At 67.7% G+C, this 16828-nt stretch carries 14 protein-coding genes; 4 read left to right on the top strand and 10 right to left on the bottom strand.

Going from position 1 to position 16828, the window contains the following annotated elements:
• Window positions 1-128: 128 nt before the first annotated feature.
• The 8 genes from R1H25_RS19550 to pyrE form a co-directional block, all read right to left on the bottom strand.
• Complete coding sequence (locus R1H25_RS19550) at window positions 129-842, bottom strand: response regulator transcription factor (protein WP_004153862.1); 714 nt, start codon at window positions 840-842, stop codon at window positions 129-131.
• A complete protein-coding gene (locus tag R1H25_RS19555; RefSeq protein ID WP_317224398.1) occupies window positions 823-3483 on the bottom strand; it encodes a sensor histidine kinase KdpD in 2661 nt (886 codons plus the stop codon). Before R1H25_RS19555 ends, R1H25_RS19550 begins: the two co-directional genes overlap by 20 nt.
• Before the next feature lie 51 nt (window positions 3484-3534).
• A complete protein-coding gene (gene kdpC / locus R1H25_RS19560; RefSeq protein WP_154348369.1) occupies window positions 3535-4185 on the bottom strand; it encodes a potassium-transporting ATPase subunit KdpC in 651 nt (216 codons plus the stop codon).
• On the bottom strand, window positions 4182-6239 hold the full coding sequence (gene kdpB, locus R1H25_RS19565; RefSeq protein WP_057499907.1) for a potassium-transporting ATPase subunit KdpB: 2058 nt from the start codon (window positions 6237-6239) through the stop codon (window positions 4182-4184). Before kdpB ends, kdpC begins: the two co-directional genes overlap by 4 nt.
• Before the next feature lie 10 nt (window positions 6240-6249).
• The gene (kdpA, locus tag R1H25_RS19570; protein ID WP_317224400.1) at window positions 6250-7959 is read right to left on the bottom strand and encodes a potassium-transporting ATPase subunit KdpA; all 1710 of its coding nucleotides are present in this window, start codon (window positions 7957-7959) and stop codon (window positions 6250-6252) included.
• Window positions 7960-7971: 12 nt separating this feature from the next.
• Window positions 7972-8064, bottom strand: coding sequence for a potassium-transporting ATPase subunit F (locus tag R1H25_RS19575; RefSeq protein ID WP_005407770.1), 93 nt, complete (start codon window positions 8062-8064; stop codon window positions 7972-7974).
• A gap of 242 nt (window positions 8065-8306) precedes the next feature.
• A complete protein-coding gene (locus tag R1H25_RS19580; protein WP_099589073.1) occupies window positions 8307-8969 on the bottom strand; it encodes a hypothetical protein in 663 nt (220 codons plus the stop codon).
• Window positions 8970-8988: 19 nt separating this feature from the next.
• A complete protein-coding gene (gene pyrE / locus R1H25_RS19585; protein WP_317224401.1) occupies window positions 8989-9648 on the bottom strand; it encodes an orotate phosphoribosyltransferase in 660 nt (219 codons plus the stop codon).
• Window positions 9649-9810: 162 nt separating this feature from the next.
• On the opposite strand from pyrE, the gene R1H25_RS19590 reads away from it, so the two are divergent.
• The 3 genes from R1H25_RS19590 to R1H25_RS19600 all read left to right on the top strand — a co-directional run bounded on the left by R1H25_RS19590 (window position 9811) and on the right by R1H25_RS19600 (window position 12290).
• Window positions 9811-10611 carry an exodeoxyribonuclease III gene (locus R1H25_RS19590; protein ID WP_005412008.1) on the top strand — a complete coding sequence of 267 codons (801 nt, stop codon included), beginning with the start codon at window positions 9811-9813 and terminating at the stop codon, window positions 10609-10611.
• On the top strand, window positions 10608-11981 hold the full coding sequence (locus R1H25_RS19595; protein ID WP_317224402.1) for an MFS transporter: 1374 nt from the start codon (window positions 10608-10610) through the stop codon (window positions 11979-11981). The genes R1H25_RS19590 and R1H25_RS19595 overlap by 4 nt, the downstream gene beginning before the upstream one ends.
• A 78-nt stretch (window positions 11982-12059) precedes the next feature.
• Window positions 12060-12290, top strand: a complete 231-nt coding sequence (locus R1H25_RS19600) for a hypothetical protein (RefSeq protein WP_005420465.1) — start codon at window positions 12060-12062, stop codon at window positions 12288-12290.
• Between the two features lie 107 nt (window positions 12291-12397).
• On the opposite strand, the gene R1H25_RS19605 is transcribed toward R1H25_RS19600, so the two are convergent.
• Both R1H25_RS19605 and R1H25_RS19610 read right to left on the bottom strand, forming a co-directional pair.
• The gene (locus tag R1H25_RS19605; RefSeq protein WP_317224403.1) at window positions 12398-13525 is read right to left on the bottom strand and encodes an anhydro-N-acetylmuramic acid kinase; all 1128 of its coding nucleotides are present in this window, start codon (window positions 13523-13525) and stop codon (window positions 12398-12400) included.
• 66 nt (window positions 13526-13591) lie between these two features.
• Window positions 13592-15064, bottom strand: coding sequence for a peptidoglycan DD-metalloendopeptidase family protein (locus R1H25_RS19610; protein ID WP_317224404.1), 1473 nt, complete (start codon window positions 15062-15064; stop codon window positions 13592-13594).
• Window positions 15065-15231: 167 nt separating this feature from the next.
• Here R1H25_RS19610 and tyrS point away from each other — a divergent pair, with 167 nt between their 5' ends.
• Window positions 15232-16443 (top strand): tyrosine--tRNA ligase, encoded by a 1212-nt coding sequence (gene tyrS / locus R1H25_RS19615; RefSeq protein WP_043403162.1) that lies wholly within the window; start codon window positions 15232-15234, stop codon window positions 16441-16443.
• The last annotated feature ends 385 nt before the right edge of the window (window positions 16444-16828 follow it).

Consider the following 16828-nt stretch of genomic DNA (forward strand, 5'->3'; position numbering starts at 1 on the left):
GCTTGGCAGCCGCATCCATGCGGCTGACACCCCGCACTCCGGCACCGCCCCACCTTCGACAGATTTCCGCGATCTGTCGGAACGGCATGGACCGCTGTTGGTAGGTGTCGACCTTGGTCGACACACCCTCACCCCTTGAACCGCAACCCCACGCCCGGTTCGGTGAACAGGTAGCGCGAATCCAGCGCTGAATCGCCCAGCTTGTGCCGCAGCTTGCCGACCAGAATGCGCAGGTAGTGGGTGTCGTGCTGGTGGGTGGGGCCCCAGATTTCCTGCAGGATCTGCGGCTGGGTCACCACGCGTCCCGCGTTGCGCAGCAGCAGCGACAGCAACGCGTATTCCTTGCGGGTCAACGCCACCGGCTCGCCGTCCAGCGCCACTTCACGGCGCACCAGGTCCACATGCAGGTGACCATCGTCGAACACCGGTGGCGTGCCATCACTTGGCACGCTGCGCGTGCGCAGCAGCGCCCGTACCCGTGCCATCAGCTCCTGCGTGCCGAACGGCTTGGTCACGTAGTCGTTCGCACCTGTATCCAGTGCGCGCACCTTCTCGGCTTCGCCCGCACGCACGGTCAGCATGATCACCGGCACCTGGCTCCACTGCCGCAGCTGTTCCAGTACCTCGTGGCCTTCCATGTCCGGCAGGCCGATGTCCAGGATCACCAGGTCCATGTCTTCGCTGGCTGCCAGCTGCAGGCCTTCCTGGCCGGTCGCCGCCTGCCGCACCTGGTAGCCCTGCGCGCGCAGGCTGATGTCCAGGAACCGGCGGATCTGGGTTTCATCATCGATCACCAGCACGCGCGCGGCCGGCACGCTGGCATCAATCGGGGTCGGGCTCATCGTGGGAGGCTGGCTTGAGCAGGGGCAGGGTGATGCGGATCAGGGTACCGCGACCGTCGCGTCCGGGCAGCGCCTGCACGCTGCCGCCATGTGCGCCGATCATGCCCTGGCAGATGGTCAGGCCCAGGCCGGTGCCGTGGCGGCCGCGGTCGCCGCGTTCAACGCTGTAGAACATGTCGAAGATGCGCGCGCGCTCGTCGTCGGGAATGCCGGGGCCGGCATCGATCACGTCGATGCGCAGCTGGCCGTCCAGTTCGCGCGCCTGGACCTGCACGGCGGCGTCGGGCGGCGAGAACTTGGCCGCGTTCTCCATCACGTTGAACACCGCCTGTTCGACCAGTGCCGGATGCACCCAGATCGGCGCCAGCGTGGAAGGAATATCCAGCTCCAGCCGTACCTTGGGCTGGTAGCGCTGCAGGCGGCGTGCCGCCGAGCCGATCAGTTCGTCCACGCCGATCCAGTCGCGGTTGATCTTCAATCCTTCATGGCCGAGGCGGGTCATGTCCAGCAGGTTCTGGATGTAGCGGTCCAGCCGTTCGCCCTCGACCAGGATGGTGTCCAGCAGGGCACGGCGATCGGCTGTATCCATCGCCGCACCGTAGCTGGCCAGGCTGTCGGCCGAACCGATCATCGCCGCCAGCGGCGAGCGCAGGTCGTGCGATACCGAAGAGAGCAGCGCCGAGCGCAATCGCTCGGTCTCGTTGCTGACGTGGGCCTGTTCCAGCTCGGCCACCAGCCGGGTGCGCAGCGCGGCCTGCGCGATGTCATCCACCATCGCCTCTGCCAGCTGTCGTTGTTCGGGCAGCAGGCGCGCCTGTGCGCCGGGCAGGTACAGGCCGGCCACGCCGACCGCACGATCCTCGCCATCCAGCAATGGCAGGAACCACCACTGCGCACCGGCCAGCGTGTCGGTGAAGCGGCCGCTGGGCTGGCCGTGGCGCAGTGCCCAGTCGGCGGCGGCCAGGTCGGTATCGCCCGGTTGGCTGCGGCCACCGGTGGCGGTATCGGCGCCGATCCGCAGCCACGCCGGCACGTCCATGGCCTGTTCCAGTGCATGCCGACCCGCCTGCGCCACCTCGCCGTTGCCGGCGGCACTGGCCAGCTGGCGGCCCAGCTGCTGGCGCGCACGCGCATGTCGATTTGCCGCACGCAGCGCGATCACCTGCATGCGCAGGCGCGAGGCCAGGCGTCCGGCCACCAGCGCGGCGGCCAGGAACAGGAACACGGTGATCACGCCCTGGCGCGCGCCGATGGCGAAGGTGAAGCGCGGCGCGATGAACAGGAAGTTGTAGGCGAGGAAGCACAGGATCGCCGCCATCACCGCCACGCTGGCGCGCGTACGTGCGGCCACCAGCACCACCGCCACGATGAACACCATCGACAGGTCGGCCATGCCCACCCAGCGTTCGGCCAGCCAGGCCACTGCACAGGCCAGTGCAGTGGCGATCAGCGCCTGCGCCGGCTCGTAGCTGATGCCGCGCATCGGTGGCAGCAGGCCCTCGCGGCGCGAGCGTGCCCGCGCCTGCGGGGTGCTGATGATGGTGATCTCGTAGTGCGCGCCGCGCTGGATCAGCTGCTGGGTCAGCGTGCGGTTGAACATCCGCGCCAGCGGACGTTCGCGGGTGCGGCCCAGCACCAGGGTCGATACGCCGTTGTGTGCGGCATGGTCGAGCAGGGCATCGGCGATGCTCGATCCGTGCAGCAGTTCGGCGTCGCCGCCCAGCCGCCGTGCCAGCGCGAAGGCAGCATCGATCTCGCGCCGGGTTGCCTCGTCCTGGCGACGGCCCTGCACGGTCACTACCGTCCACGGTGCGTCGCGGCGCTCGGCGATGCGCCGCGCCACGCGCACCAGGTATTCACTCTGACCGCCGCCATCAATGGCCACCAGCACGCCGCGACGCAGCGGCAGGTTGCTCTCGCCACGCGCGGCGCGTGCTTCGCGCAGGCTGCTGTCGACGCGGTCGGCCGCTTCCTGCATGGCCAGTTCGCGCAGCGCGGTCAGGTTGGCCGGCGAGAAGAACGCCTGAAGTGCCTGCGCGGCCTGCTCCGGCACATAGACCTTGCCCTGCTGCAGGCGCGCGATCAGTTCGCGCGGCGGCAGGTCGACCAGCACGATGTCGTGCAGGCGGTCGAGCACACCGTCCGGCACGGTCTCGCTGACGCGCACGCCGGTGATGCGCATCACCACATCGTTGAGGCTCTCCAGATGCTGGATGTTGACCGTGGTCCAGACATCGATGCCGGCGTCCAGCAGCTCCATCACATCCTGCCAGCGCCGCTCATGGCGGCTGCCCGGCGCGTTGCGATGGGCCAGTTCATCCACCAGCACCAGCGCCGGGTGCCGTGCCAGCACGGCATCCAGGTCCATCTCCTGCAGGGTGTGGCCGTGGTAGGGCACTGCCTTCAGCGGCAGCTGCGGCAGGCCCTCCAGCAGCGCCTGGGTATCGGCGCGGCCGTGGGTTTCCACCAGCCCCACCACCAGGTCAACGCCGCGGCGCAGCTGTTCCTGCGCGCGGGTCAGCATGGTGTAGGTCTTGCCCACGCCCGGCGCCGCGCCGAGGAACACGGTCAGCTTGCCGCCGGCCTCGCGTTGCAGGCCTTCAACCAGGGCATCGGCCTGGCGGGTACGCGCATCAGTCATGGGTGCCGCTGTCATGGCCGCCATTGTGCGCGCAGCCGGTGCAGGCCGGCATCACGGCGCCTTGGCCGCGTGGTCCAGCGCGAAGTTCAGCGTTACCACGTTCACCCGCGGCTGGCCGAACAGGCCCCACTGGCGCCCCTCGGTATGCGCCTGCACCAGTGCCTGCACGCGCTCCACCGGCAGGCCACGGGCACGCGCTACGCGTGCCACCTGCAGCTGCGCCGCTGCCGGCGACAGCTGCGGATCGAGGCCACCACCAGACTGGGTGACCAGATCCGCCGGCACCTGCGCCGGCGCAACGCCTTCGCGCGCGGCGACTGCCGCAGTGCTGGCCGCAACACGCTCGGCCAGTGCCGGGTTGCTGCGCGCCATGTTGGAACCGGCCGCGGCCATCGGGTCGTAGTTGGCGGCCGACGGGCGTGCCTGGAAGTAGCCGTCACCGGTGAACGGCTGCGACAGCCACGCCGAGCCGCGTACCTGGCCCTTGCCATCGCGCAGCAGGCTGCCCTCGGCCTGGGTCGGGTAAGCCAGTCCGGCGAAGCCGGTGGCGATGCCGGCGTAGACCGCGCCGGCCAGCAGCAGCGTGGCCAGGCCCAGGCCGATGGCCGGGCGCCAGCTTGCGCCATCCTGCAGGCTGGCCACGCGGGTCTCGGCCTTCTGTTCGCGCGGAAGGGAAGACGAAGTGGAAACAGTACGGTTCATGCGCCGAATACCAGGACAAGAAGAAGGTCGATCGCCTTGATCGCCGCGAACGGCAGCAGCACGCCGCCGAGGCCGTACACCAGCATGTTCCGGCGCAGCAGCGCCGTTGCGGTGGCCGGGCGGAAGCGCACGCCACGCAGGGCGAGCGGAATCAGGGCGGGAATCACCAGGGCATTGAAGATCAGTGCCGCCAGCACCGCGTTGCGCGGGCTCGACAGCTGCATCACGTTCAATGCGGCCATGGTGGGAACGGCAGCGGCAAACAGCGCCGGCAGGATCGCGAAGTACTTGGAGACGTCGTTGGCCAGCGAGAAGGTGGTCAGCGCGCCGCGGGTGATCAGCTGCTGCTTGCCCACTTCCACCACCGCCAGCAGCTTGGCCGGGTCCGAGTCCAGGTCGACCATGTTGCCGGCCTCCTTCGCCGCCTGGGTACCGGAGTTCATCGCCAGGCCGATGTCGGCCTGGGCCAGTGCCGGGGCGTCGTTGGTACCGTCGCCGACCATCGCCACCAGACGGCCACCGGCCTGCTCCTGGCGGATGCGCGCCAGCTTGTCTTCCGGGCGGGCCTCGGCGATGTAGTCGTCGACACCGGCTTCGGCAGCGATGGCGGCGGCGGTCAGCGGGTTGTCACCGGTGATCATCACCGTGCGGATGCCCATCGCCCGCAGCTGCGCGAACTTCTCGCGCATGCCGTGCTTGACCACGTCCGACAGCTCGATCACGCCCAGCACGTGGCGGCCCTCGGCCACCACCAGCGGGGTGGCACCGTTGCGTGCGACCTGCTCGACGCGACCGGCCAGTTCAGCCGGCACATTGCCGCCCAGCGACTGTACATGGGCACGGATCGCATCGGCGGCACCCTTGCGGATCTGCCGCCCATGTTCCAGATCCACGCCGGACATGCGGGTCTGTGCACTGAAGGCCAGGTATTCGGCATGGTCCGGTTCGGCGGTGGCACAACCCTGTTCGCGCGCCAGGCGCACGATCGACTTGCCTTCCGGGGTGGGGTCGGCCAGCGAAGAGAGCAGTGCTGCTTCGCGCAGCTGGCTGGCGTCGATGCCGGCCAGCGGGTGGAAGTGGCTGGCCTGGCGGTCGCCGTAGGTGATGGTGCCGGTCTTGTCCAGCAGCAGCACGTCGACGTCGCCGGCCACTTCCACCGCCTTGCCCGACTTGGCCAGCACATTGGCGGCCAGCGCACGGTTCATGCCAGCGATGCCGATGGCCGGCAGCAGCCCGCCGATGGTGGTCGGGATCAGGCACACCAGCAGCGCGATCAGCAACAGCGGGTCGACCTTGACGCCCACCGAGGCACCGATCGCTGGCAGCGTTGCCACCACCACCAGGAAGGTCAGCGTCATCGCTGCCAGCAGCAGGGTCAGCGCGATCTCGTTCGGCGTCTTCTGGCGGTTGGCACCTTCCACCAGCGCGATCATCCGGTCCAGGAAGCTGTGGCCCGGCTCGGCGGTCACCCGCACGATGATCTGGTCGGACAGCACCTTGGTGCCGCCGATCACGCCGGAGCGGTCGGTACCGGCCTCGCGCAGCACCGGTGCCGATTCGCCGGTCACCGCCGCCTCGTTGATGGTGGCCAGGCCCTGCACGATCTCGCCATCGGCCGGTACCAGCTCACCGGCACTGACGATCACATGGTCGCCCGGGCGCAGTTCGGCGGCCGGCACCTGGGCTTCGGCCGCGCCCGGTTGCGGCGCAGCCAGCCGGCGTGCCACCAGATCCTGGCGGGCACGGCGCAGCGACGCGGCCTGACCACGGCCACGCGCCTCGGCCACCGCTTCGGCGAAGTTGCCGAACAACACGGTCACCAGCAGGATCGCGGTCACCGCCAGGCCGAAGCCCAGCGGCGCGTTGCCGGTCAGGGTGACGATGGCGGCGACGATCGTACCGGCCATCACCACCGCCATCACCGGGCTGCGCACCAGATGCATCGGGGACAGCTTCAGCACCGCCTCGACCAGCGCACGGCGCAAGCCGGCGGCATCGAGCAGGGCAGGGCGCGCTGCAGGGGAACTACGGGTTGAACTTGCGTGGGTACTCATCGGGGTGTCCTTAGTGCAGTCCCAGGCTCAGGTGGTCGGCGATCGGGCCGAGTACCAGCGCCGGCATGAACTGCAGCACGGTCAGGATGACGATCACCGAGACCAGGGTCAGGGCGAAGGTCGGGGTTTCGATCTGCAGGCTGCCGGCAGACTCCGGCGCCTGGCGCTTGGCAGCCAGCTGTGCGGCCACCACCAGCGGGATGATCAGCAGCGGGAAGCGGCCCAGCAGCAGCACCAGCGAGCAGCTCAGGTTCCACCACAGCGTGGCGTCACCCAGCCCCTCGAAGCCCGAGCCGTTGTTGGCGTAGGCCGAGACGTACTCGTAGAACACCTGGCTGATGCCATGGAAACCGGGGTTGGAGGTGCCCGCCAGGCCGGGTACGGCCAGGGTGATCGCGGTGAACACCAGCAGGGTGATCGGCTGCAGCAGCACCAGCAGGGCCAGCAGGCGCACCTGTGGCGTCTCCAGCTTGCGGCCGAACAGTTCCGGTGTACGCCCGGTCATCAACCCGGCCAGGAACACGCCCAGCAGCAGGTACACGATGAACTGCTGCAGGCCACAACCGATGCCGCCCCAGATCGCGCTGACCAGCATGTTGACCATCGCGATGCCGCCACTCAGCGGTGCCAGCGAATCGTGCATGCCGTTGACCGAACCGTTGGAGACCTGGGTGGTCACCGCCGCCCACAGCGCAGTGCCGTCGGCACCGAAGCGCACTTCCTTGCCTTCCATCAGCAGCGGGGTGGCGGCGCTGGCGCTATGCCCTTCGCTCCACATCATCGCGCCGGTGGACAGCAGCGACATGCCCAGCATGCAGCTGAACACCAGGGCGCCGAAGCGACGCCGGCCAGTGAACGCACCGATCATGAAGATCACCGCCATCGGCACCAGCAGGATGCCGACCACTTCCAGCATGTTCGATACCGGGGTCGGGTTTTCCAGCGGGAAGCTGCTGTTCGGGCCGTACCAGCCGCCACCGTTGGCGCCCAGCTGCTTGGCCGCGACCATCGCCGCTACCGGGCCCAACGGCAGCTTCTGTGCGGCCATGCCGGCACTGGCATCGATCGGTGTGGCCTGTGGGCCACCGGCCATCGTCGATGGCACGCCCTGGCTGGTCAGCACCAGCGTCCACACCAGGCACAGCGGCAGCAGGAAGCGCACGCACAGGCGCACCACGTCCACGTAGTAGTTGCCTACCGCCACCTGGCGGTCATCGCCGCCGCCGGTGGCCGCCGCAGTCTGCGGCGCACGCGAGAACAACGCGCGCAGCGTGGCCACCGCCAGCGCCAGGCCCATCATCGGCGTCACCACCTGCAGGCCGGTGATGCCGGTCATCTGCGAGAGGTAGGACAGCTGCGCCTGGCCCGAATAGTGCTGCTGGTTGGTGTTGGTCAGGAACGAGATCATCGTGTGCATCGCGGTGTCCCAGCGCATGTTCGGGATCTGATCCGGATTCAGCGGCAGCCAGGCCTGGGTCATGAACACCGCCTGGGTCAGTACCGCGACCACCACGTTGCTCAGTACGAAGGCCAGCACGTAGCCGCGCCAGGACATCGAGCGCGATGGATCGACACCGAACACCCTGTACAGCGGCTTCTCGATCCAGTGGAACAGCACGTCGACCTTCATCGGCGTGCCACGCATCACGCGGGCCAGGTACAGGCCCAGCGGCCACGCCAGCAGCAGGCTGGCGGCAATAATCACAAGCATCTCAGTCATGGCCGGCTCCGCTCAGAACGACTCGGGCCGCAGCACGACATAAAGAAGATAGGCGGCGGCGACCAGCACCAGCACGCCACACAACAACGACAGCCAGGGGGACATTGCAATAGCGTCCTGGTGGAACCCCTCCACCTCAGACCGTCATCGTCGTCCTGCCCCCCATAAACGCACTACGCGCCGGACCGGGCCGACGCGTAAAGAGTGCATAAATTCGATGGGCCAAGCCGTAACCAGGCCCGCCTTCTGTATCCCCCGCCATGCCGGGTGATGCTTTCCGTAGAGTCGAGCCTGCTCGACTGATTCCCGGGCAGGAACAGTCGAGCAAGCTCGACTCTACCCGGGAATCACGGAGCCTGGCTCGCCGGCCCCAGCCCCTTCAGCTCGCGATAGCGCTGCAGGGTGCTTTCAATTTCCGCCTTCAGCGCCTGCTGCTGCTGCAGGAACCCGGCCTGCAGGCGCTGCTGCGACTGCAGCTGCACGTGCCGCTGGCGGATCGCCTCGGCCTGCTTGTCGGCCACCTTGGCACCGGCCAGTTCGCGGTCACCGGCCGCCGACAACAGAGCCACCAGCGACTCACGCAGGCTGGTGACGTTGTACTCGGCCGTCTTCAGGTTGTTGTCCAGCACTTCCTGGCGCTCGGCGAACACCCGGCGCAGGTCGTCCTCGCTGCCATAGGTGGTCAGCATCGCCTGCTCGGTGCGCTGGCGGGTCTGCTCGGCCATCAGATCCAGCTGCTGCTGCGCGGCCACCGTGCTGGCGGCGGCGCGCTCTTCGTCGGTCAACGCGCGCTGGACCTGCGCATTGCGCAGGCCACTCTTCGCGTTGAATTCCTCGCGGGCATGGTTGACCGCATCGGCCGGCAGCGAATCACTGCAGATCCGCTCCTTGCCCTCGTTCCAGCAGTACAGCTTCTTTTCCGTCTTGTCGCCGCCCCGCGGCTGCGCCGGCACGGTGAACGGTACGGCCAGCAGCAGGCCGGCAAAGAGCACAGCAGGAACTCGGGACATGACCTTTCCCCTGGGTCGGTCAGCGGATCGAACGGACGCCGTACTGGGCCCGGTAGGCTTCCAGCGGCTGCCGGTAACCCACAAGTTCCGGGTTGCCGGAGGCGAAATCAAGCAGATCGGCCAGCGATGCCACGGCGATCACCGGAATGCCGGCTTCCTCGGCCACCGACTGCGCCGCCGAACGGCGATCGGTTTCCGAAGCGATCTCCTGACGGTCCAGCGCCACCACGATGCCGGCCGGGGTGCCACCGGCGGCGCGGATGATGCCCAGCGCTTCGCGGATCGCGGTACCGGCGGTGATCACGTCGTCGACGATCAGCACGCGCTTGCCCTGCATGTCGGCGCCGATCAGCTGGCCACCTTCGCCGTGGTCCTTGGCTTCCTTGCGGTTGAACGACAGCGGCAGGTCGCGGCCGCGCTGGGCCAGCTCACACGCCATCGCGGTGGCCAGCGGAATGCCCTTGTAGGCCGGGCCGAACACCACGTCGTACTTGATTCCGGTGGCATCGATGGCATCGGCGTAGCAGGCGCCGAGCTGCGATAGCAGCGAACCGGAGTCGAAACGACCGGCGTTGAAGAAATAGGGGCTCAGCCGGCCGGACTTGAGGATGAACTGGCCGAAGCGCAGGGCGTCGGCAGTCAGGGCCAGCTGCAGGAAACGGTGGCGGTGGTCGCTCATCAAAACTCGATTCATCTTCATTTGGAGCACAAATCCTAATCCAGCTGGGCGTTTCGCGCTCGTCCGGGCCAGTGTGAAGGGTGTCGCGGCCCGGCGTGGCGGACTGCGCAGCCCCGCGGGCAACCGGTATGCTTGCCCGGTTTCCCGCCGTAGGTCCCCCGCATGCGCATCATCAGTTTCAACGCCAATGGCATCCGTTCCGCCGCGACCAAGGGCTTCCTCGACTGGTTCCGTGCCCAGGACGCCGACGTCCTGTGCATCCAGGAAACCAAGGCCCAGGAAGACCAGCTGACCGACCCGATGTTCCGCCCGGATGGCCACCATTGCTTCTACCGCGATGCCATCACCAAGAAGGGCTACAGCGGTGTGGCGATCTACAGCAAGCGCGAGCCGGACCAGGTCATTACCTCGCTGGGCTGGGCCCCGTTCGACGACGAAGGCCGCTACATCGAGGCGCGCTACGGCAACCTCAGCGTGGTCTCCTTCTATATCCCCTCCGGCAGCTCGGGCGACCTGCGCCAGGGTTTCAAGTTCGAAGTGATGGAATGGCTGCGGCCGATCCTGGAGGAGTGGGCGCGCAGCGGCCGCGACTACGTGCTGTGCGGCGACTGGAACATCGTGCGTTCGGCGCTGGACATCAAGAACTGGAAGTCCAACCAGAAGAATTCGGGCTGCCTGCCGGAGGAGCGCGACTGGCTCAACGCCCTCTGCGCCGACCACGGCCAGGCCACCGATGTCGCCGCAGGCCGCGGCTGGGCCGATGCCTACCGCCTGCTCAACCCCACCGGCGAGGACTACACCTGGTGGAGCAACCGTGGCGCCGCCCGTGCCAACAACGTCGGTTGGCGCATCGACTACCAGTTCATCACCCCGGGCCTGCGTGACCGCCTGCGCAGCTGCTCGATCTACCGCGACGAGCGCTTCTCCGACCACGCGCCGTTCACCGTGGACTACGACCTGTGACCGAGGCTGCCAAGCCGCGCCGGCCGTGGCAGCAGGTGGTTTCCAACCTGAGCCAGCGCAAGGTGCTGGCGATGCTGCTGCTCGGCTTCAGTTCCGGCCTGCCGATCTATCTGGTGGGCAACACGCTCGGCTTCTGGATGCGCAAGGAAGGCATCGAGCTGAGCACGATCGGCTTCCTGTCATGGGTCGGGCTGGCCTACACCATGAAGTTCCTGTGGGCACCGATCGTCGACAAGACCGACGTGCCTCTGTTCGGCCGCTTTGGCCGCCGCCGTGGCTGGATGCTGCTGTCGCAGCTGGTTGTGGTGGTGGGCCTTGTCGGCATGGCGCTGGTCCAGCCGAAGGGGGGCCAGATCCAGTTCCTGGGCATCGCCTGGCAGCACATCGTCGTGTTCGGCGTGATGGCCGTGATCGTGGCGTTTGCTTCGGCCACCCAGGACATCGTCATCGATGCCTGGCGCATTGAAAGTGCTGACAACAGCGAGCAGCTTGGGCTGCTGACCTCATCCTCTGCACTGGGCTACCGCACTGCATTGCTGGTCACCGATGCGCTGATCCTGATCATCGCAGCCCGTGTTGGCTGGCAGGTTTCCTACGAGATCATGGCCGTGCTGATGGCGCTTGGCGTGGTGGCCGTGGTCATGGCCCGTGAACCCGCGCGGGAAGTGGCTGCCGTGCAGGCACAGGCGACTTCCCTGTGGACGCCGCGCGGATTGTTCGATGCCGTGGCGGGGCCGTTCATCGCTTTCGTCCGCGAGCATCGCAGCGGTGCGATCTTGATCCTGGTGGCCATCAGCGTGTATCGCATGGCCGACTTCGTCATGGGGCCGATGGCCAACCCGTTCTACGTCGATCTCGGCCTGGACGAGGACACCGTGGGTGCTGTGCGGGGCTCGGTGGGCCTGGTCGCGACCTTCGTCGGCATTGCCGCGGCGGGCCTGGTGTCGGTGCGCTGGGGGGTGCTGGTGGCGCTGATGGTGGGTGCCGTGCTGGGACCGGCCTCCAACCTGGCGTTTGCCTGGCTGGCCTATTCGGGCCCGGACACGACTCATTTCGCCGTGGCCATGGCAATCGACAACTTCGCCAGCGGTTTCGCCGGTACGGCGCTGATCGCCTATATGTCGAGCCTGACCAGCATCGGATACACCGCAACCCAGTACGCGCTGCTGAGTTCGTTCTACGCGATGCCCGGCAAGGCGCTCAAGGGGCTCTCGGGGTGGTCGGTACAGACGCTCGCACAGGGCCGGACGCTGCTGGAGGGCTACGCGCTGTTCTTCGTCGGTACCGCGATGGTGGCGATCCCGGTGGTGATCCTCTGCGCCCTGTTGATCCTGCAGCAGCGCCGTCGTCAGGCCGCCAGCGCCACCTGATTGCTTGCCCGCCCGGTCTGCGGGATCATCGCCCCCGACGCGCCGGGGGGGCGGTGCCTTGCGAACGGGGAAGTGAGCATGGCCGACGTTGTGCTGCGGGACTTGGACCCGCTGCTGCTGGAACGCATCCGACGTGTCGCGGTCGCCCGCGGCTGGACCCACGAACAGACCTGTGCCGCCTTGCTGGAGCAGGGCCTGTTCAGCAGTGAACTGGAGGTTCGCTCCGGCTTCGGCGATCCCGAAGTGGACGCGCTCTCCGACGCCATCGCCGCCCTGCAGGCCCTGCCCGCAGGGCAGGGCTTCGATTAGCGCCTTTGTAGAGCCGAGCCATGCTCGGCTGCTCTTGGCCCGGCCCGCGCGAAGCCGAGCATGGCTCGGCTCTACAACGGTGCCTCACCTGCGCGGATGACGCCACCTCACGCCAGATGGATCGCCCCCAGGATCCGCGGCCCCTTCGCCCCGGTCACGCTCGGCAGGTTGCCGGCCAGCCCGTCCATCGTCCGCTGCGCCAGCCAGGCGAAGCCCATCGCCTCCACGTACTCCGGGTCCAGCCCGTGCACCGCGCTGGACTCCACCTGTACCCCCGGCAGCCGCGCCGCCAGGCGCTTCATCAGCTGCCGGTTGCGCACACCGCCGCCACAGACCAGCAGGCGCCGGGTCTGCGGCTGCTGCGCCAGCAGCGCATCGGCCACCGTCGCCACGGTCAGCTCCAGCAGGGTGGCCTGCACATCGGCGGCAGCGTATTGGCCTTCGCCCATGTGGGCCTCGGCCCAGGCCAGGTGGAACTGCTCACGGCCGGTGCTCTTCGGTGGTGGCAGCGCGAACCACGGGTCCGAACGCCAGCCGGCCAGCAGGCCATCGTCCACCGCGCCGCTGGCGGCGTAGGCGCCGTCGGCATCGAAGGTGCGGCCGGTGTGGCGCTGGCACCAGGCATCCATCAGCGCGTTGGCCGGGCCGGTATCGAAGCCACGCACCGCACCTTCGCGCGGGATCAGGGTCAGGTTGGCGATGCCGCCCAGGTTGAGCACCGCGCGGTCCTCATCGGCGGTGCCCAGCATGCCCAGGTGGAAGGCCGGCATCAGCGGTGCGCCATGGCCACCGGCTGCCACGTCGCGGCGGCGGAAGTCGGACACCGTGGTGATTCCGGTCAGCTCCGCGATGCGGTTGCCATCGCCCAGCTGCACAGTGAAGGCAGGGTTGGCCAGCGGGCGATGGCGCACGGTCTGGCCGTGCGAGCCGATCGCGCGCACCTGGCTGCAATCCACGCCGGCCTCGGCCAGCAGCTGGTTGGCGGCTTCGGCGAAGTTGATCGCGATCCGTGCATCCAGCTCGCCCAGCTCCTCCAGCGAGTCCAGCGGGCCGCCCTCACCCAGCGCCACCAGCCGCGCACGCAGCACCGGCTCCCAGCGGGCGGTCAGCCCGTGCACGAAGCGGCAGCCACCGCCGGCGGGGAACTGCACCAGTGCGGCATCGATGCCATCGGCGCTGGTGCCCGACATCAGGCCAAGGTACAGGGGGGCGTCAGCGTCGGCAGTCGTGTTCATGGCAGGCATAAAAAAAGGACGCGGCAAGCTTGGGCTGCCGCGTCCTTCTTCGTCAACGCAGGGCGCTCAGCCGCGCTTGCGGCCGGTCGCCTGCTTGTCCTTGGCGCTGGCAACCTCGGAGGCGGCCTCGTCGCGGCTGGTCGGTGCCGGGCTGGCGTCGGCGTAGATCAGCTTCTCCATGCCCTGGATGCGAGCCATCGCCGGTGCGGTCTGCGCGCGGAAGGCGACCAGCTCGGCGCCCTTCAGCGGCTCCGGCGGCGGCATGGTCACGGTCAGCGGATTGCGGTGCTCGCCGTTGACGCGGAATTCGTAGTGCAGGTGCGGGCCGGTCGCCAGGCCGGTCGAGCCGACATAGCCGATCACCGTGCCCTGGGCCACGCGCTGGCCGGTCTTGATGTTGGCAAAGCGCGACATGTGGCCGTACAGAGTGGTGTGGCCACGGCCGTGGTCGAGGATCACCACATTGCCGTAGCCGCGCTGCACGCCGGCGAACTGCACGCGGGCATCGCCGGCGGCCATGATCGGGGTGCCGGTGCGCGCGGCGTAGTCCACGCCCTTGTGCATGCGCATCTTGCCCAGCACCGGGTGCTTGCGCGCGCCGAAGGTCGAGCTCAAGCGTGCGAAGGGGATCGGCATGCGGATGAAGCTCTTCTTCAGCGAACGGCCGTTGATGTCGTAGTACTCGGACTTGCCGTTGCGGTCGAAGCGGAAGCCGGAATAGGTCTTGCCACCGGTGGTGAAAGTCGCCGCCAGGATCTTGCTGGTGTCCACCTTCTCGCCTTCGCGCCAGGTTTCATCCATCACCACGCTGAAGCGGTCGCCCGGCTGCAGGTCCTTCGAGAAGTCGATGTCGTACTTGAAGATGTCGTCGGTCATCGTCGCGATCGCCGACGGCGACAGGCCGGCCCGTCGGGCCGCGGCATACAGCGAACTGGTGATCTCGCCGCTGGTGACCACGGTGCGCGTAGAGGTCTCGCGCTGGGTCACCTTCTCCTTGATGTCGTCGCCGGCCAGGCTCAGTTCCACCCGGTTGTCGGCATCGCGGTCGAAGCGGATGCTGCGCAGGTCACCGGACAGCGGCATGTCGAAGGCGATCTCGGCACCCGGGCGCAGCTTGGTCAGCGCCTCACGCGCGCCCGGATGGTCCAGTACCCGGTGCAGGGTGGTGGCCGGGATGCCAGCCTTGTCGAACAGATCGCTCAGGGTCTGGCCGCGCTGCACCCGCAGCACCTGCCAGCTGTCACCGGGTACCTGCTGCTGGCGGGCCATGGTCAGCGGCGGCAACGGCAGCGCCAGGCTGGTATGGCTGTCGGCGAAGGGCGCGTCGATGGTGTGCGAGAAGCCGGGCACGATGGTCGCCACCAGGGCGCCGATGGTCGCGAACAGGCTGGCGTGCATCCAATGGCGCCGGGTCCAGCGTTCATTGAAGGCGGCGGGAAGATGTTGCCTGAGCTTCCGATGCAGGGCGTTGTCGTGCAGGACGTGGAGGCGTTCCTGGAAGCGCTGCTTGCGTGCGCGCCCTTGTTCGGAATTGTGCATCGGCGGTTTTTTCCTGGCAGCCCGGGAGCGCGGGCCTGATCGCCGGTTACCATAGACACCTGAGAAAACCGCGTCAAACCCTTGTGCCCATTGGCTTTTGTGAAGCCAATCGGGTTAACTTTGCTTTAACACCCCACACAAGAATCGGCGTTGCCGGGAGTAGTCACGTGTCCTCGATTGAAGAAGCCCTTGCCCTGATCGGCCGCGGTGCCGACGAGATCCTCAAGCTTGAGGATCTGCGTGCGCGCCTGCAGGAAGGCCGTCCGCTGCGGATCAAGGCCGGCTTCGACCCCACCGCGCCCGACCTGCACCTGGGCCATACGGTGCTGCTGAACAAGATGCGCCAGTTCCAGGACCTCGGCCATCAGGTCATTTTCCTGATCGGCGACTTCACCGGCATGATCGGCGACCCGTCCGGCAAGAGCCTCACCCGCAAGCCGCTCAGCCGCGAGGACGTGCTGGCCAACGCCCGCACCTATGAAGAGCAGGTATTCAAGGTGCTGGACCGCAGCCGTACCGAAGTCCGCTTCAACTCGGAGTGGTTCGGCAAGATGGGCGCGGCCGACATGATCCGCCTGGCCGGCCAGCACACCGTGGCGCGCATGCTCGAGCGCGACGACTTCGCCAAGCGCTACGCCGCCCAGCAGTCCATCGCCATCCACGAGTTCCTGTACCCGCTGGTGCAGGGCTACGACTCGGTGGCCCTGGAGGCGGACGTCGAGCTGGGCGGTACCGACCAGAAGTTCAACCTGCTGATGGGCCGCGGCCTGCAGGAACACCACGGCCAGAAGCCGCAGGTGGTGCTGACCATGCCGCTGCTGGAAGGCCTGGACGGCGTCAACAAGATGTCCAAGTCGCTGGGCAACTACATTGGTATCAGCGAGCCGGCCATCGACATCGTCACCAAGACCATGAAGGTGGACGACACCCTGATGTGGCGCTGGATCGAGCTGCTGTCCTTCGACATCAGCCAGGCCGAAGCCGTGCAGCTGCGTGAGCAGGTGGCCACCGGCGGCCTGAACCCGCGTGTGGTCAAGCTGCGTCTGGCGCGTGAACTGGCGACCCGTTTCCACGACGCTGCGGCGGCCGAGCAGGCCATTGCCGGCTGGGAAGCGGCGGTGACCGGGCAGGGCGACATCACCCAGCTGCCGCTGCAGGACGTGGCGATCCCGGCCGAGGGCCTGCGTATCGCCGCACTGCTGACCGCGGCCGGACTGACCCCGAGCAACTCCGAAGCCAACCGCAAGCTCAAGGAACGCGCGGTTAAGGTGGACGGTGAAGTGGTCGAGGATGGCCAGCAGGTGCTGCAGCCGGGCTTCGAAGGCCTGCTGCAGGTCGGCAAGCGCACCTTCGCCCGCGTGCGCCTGGTCGCTGCCTGAGACAAAGGAAGGGCCGGCGCAGCCGGCCCTTCCTTGATGCTCTTGTAGAGCCAAGCCCACGCTTGGCTGCTCTTGGCGGGGGCCTCCCGCAGCACGACGGATGAACGGATGCAACATCCGGTGAAAAAAATCGCCACACCCCCTTCACAAACGGTGGGAATGGGGACATACTTCTCCTCCCCCGTCGCAGGGGTCGCCACCAAGGGGCTTCAGCGACAACAGGGCGCCCACCACCGCCGAACGAGATGATCGAACGAAGGTGTTGACGGACTGAAAAAGTCTGGCATAATGGGCGGCTCGCTACGAAGGAAACTTCGCAGCACACGGGAGCGGCGCTGAGGCCACTTCCCCGGATCTTTGAAAGTATGCGCAGGTATCTTGTGAA

The organism is Stenotrophomonas veracruzanensis (genome assembly GCF_032911525.1).
Lineage (GTDB): Bacteria > Pseudomonadota > Gammaproteobacteria > Xanthomonadales > Xanthomonadaceae > Stenotrophomonas > Stenotrophomonas africana.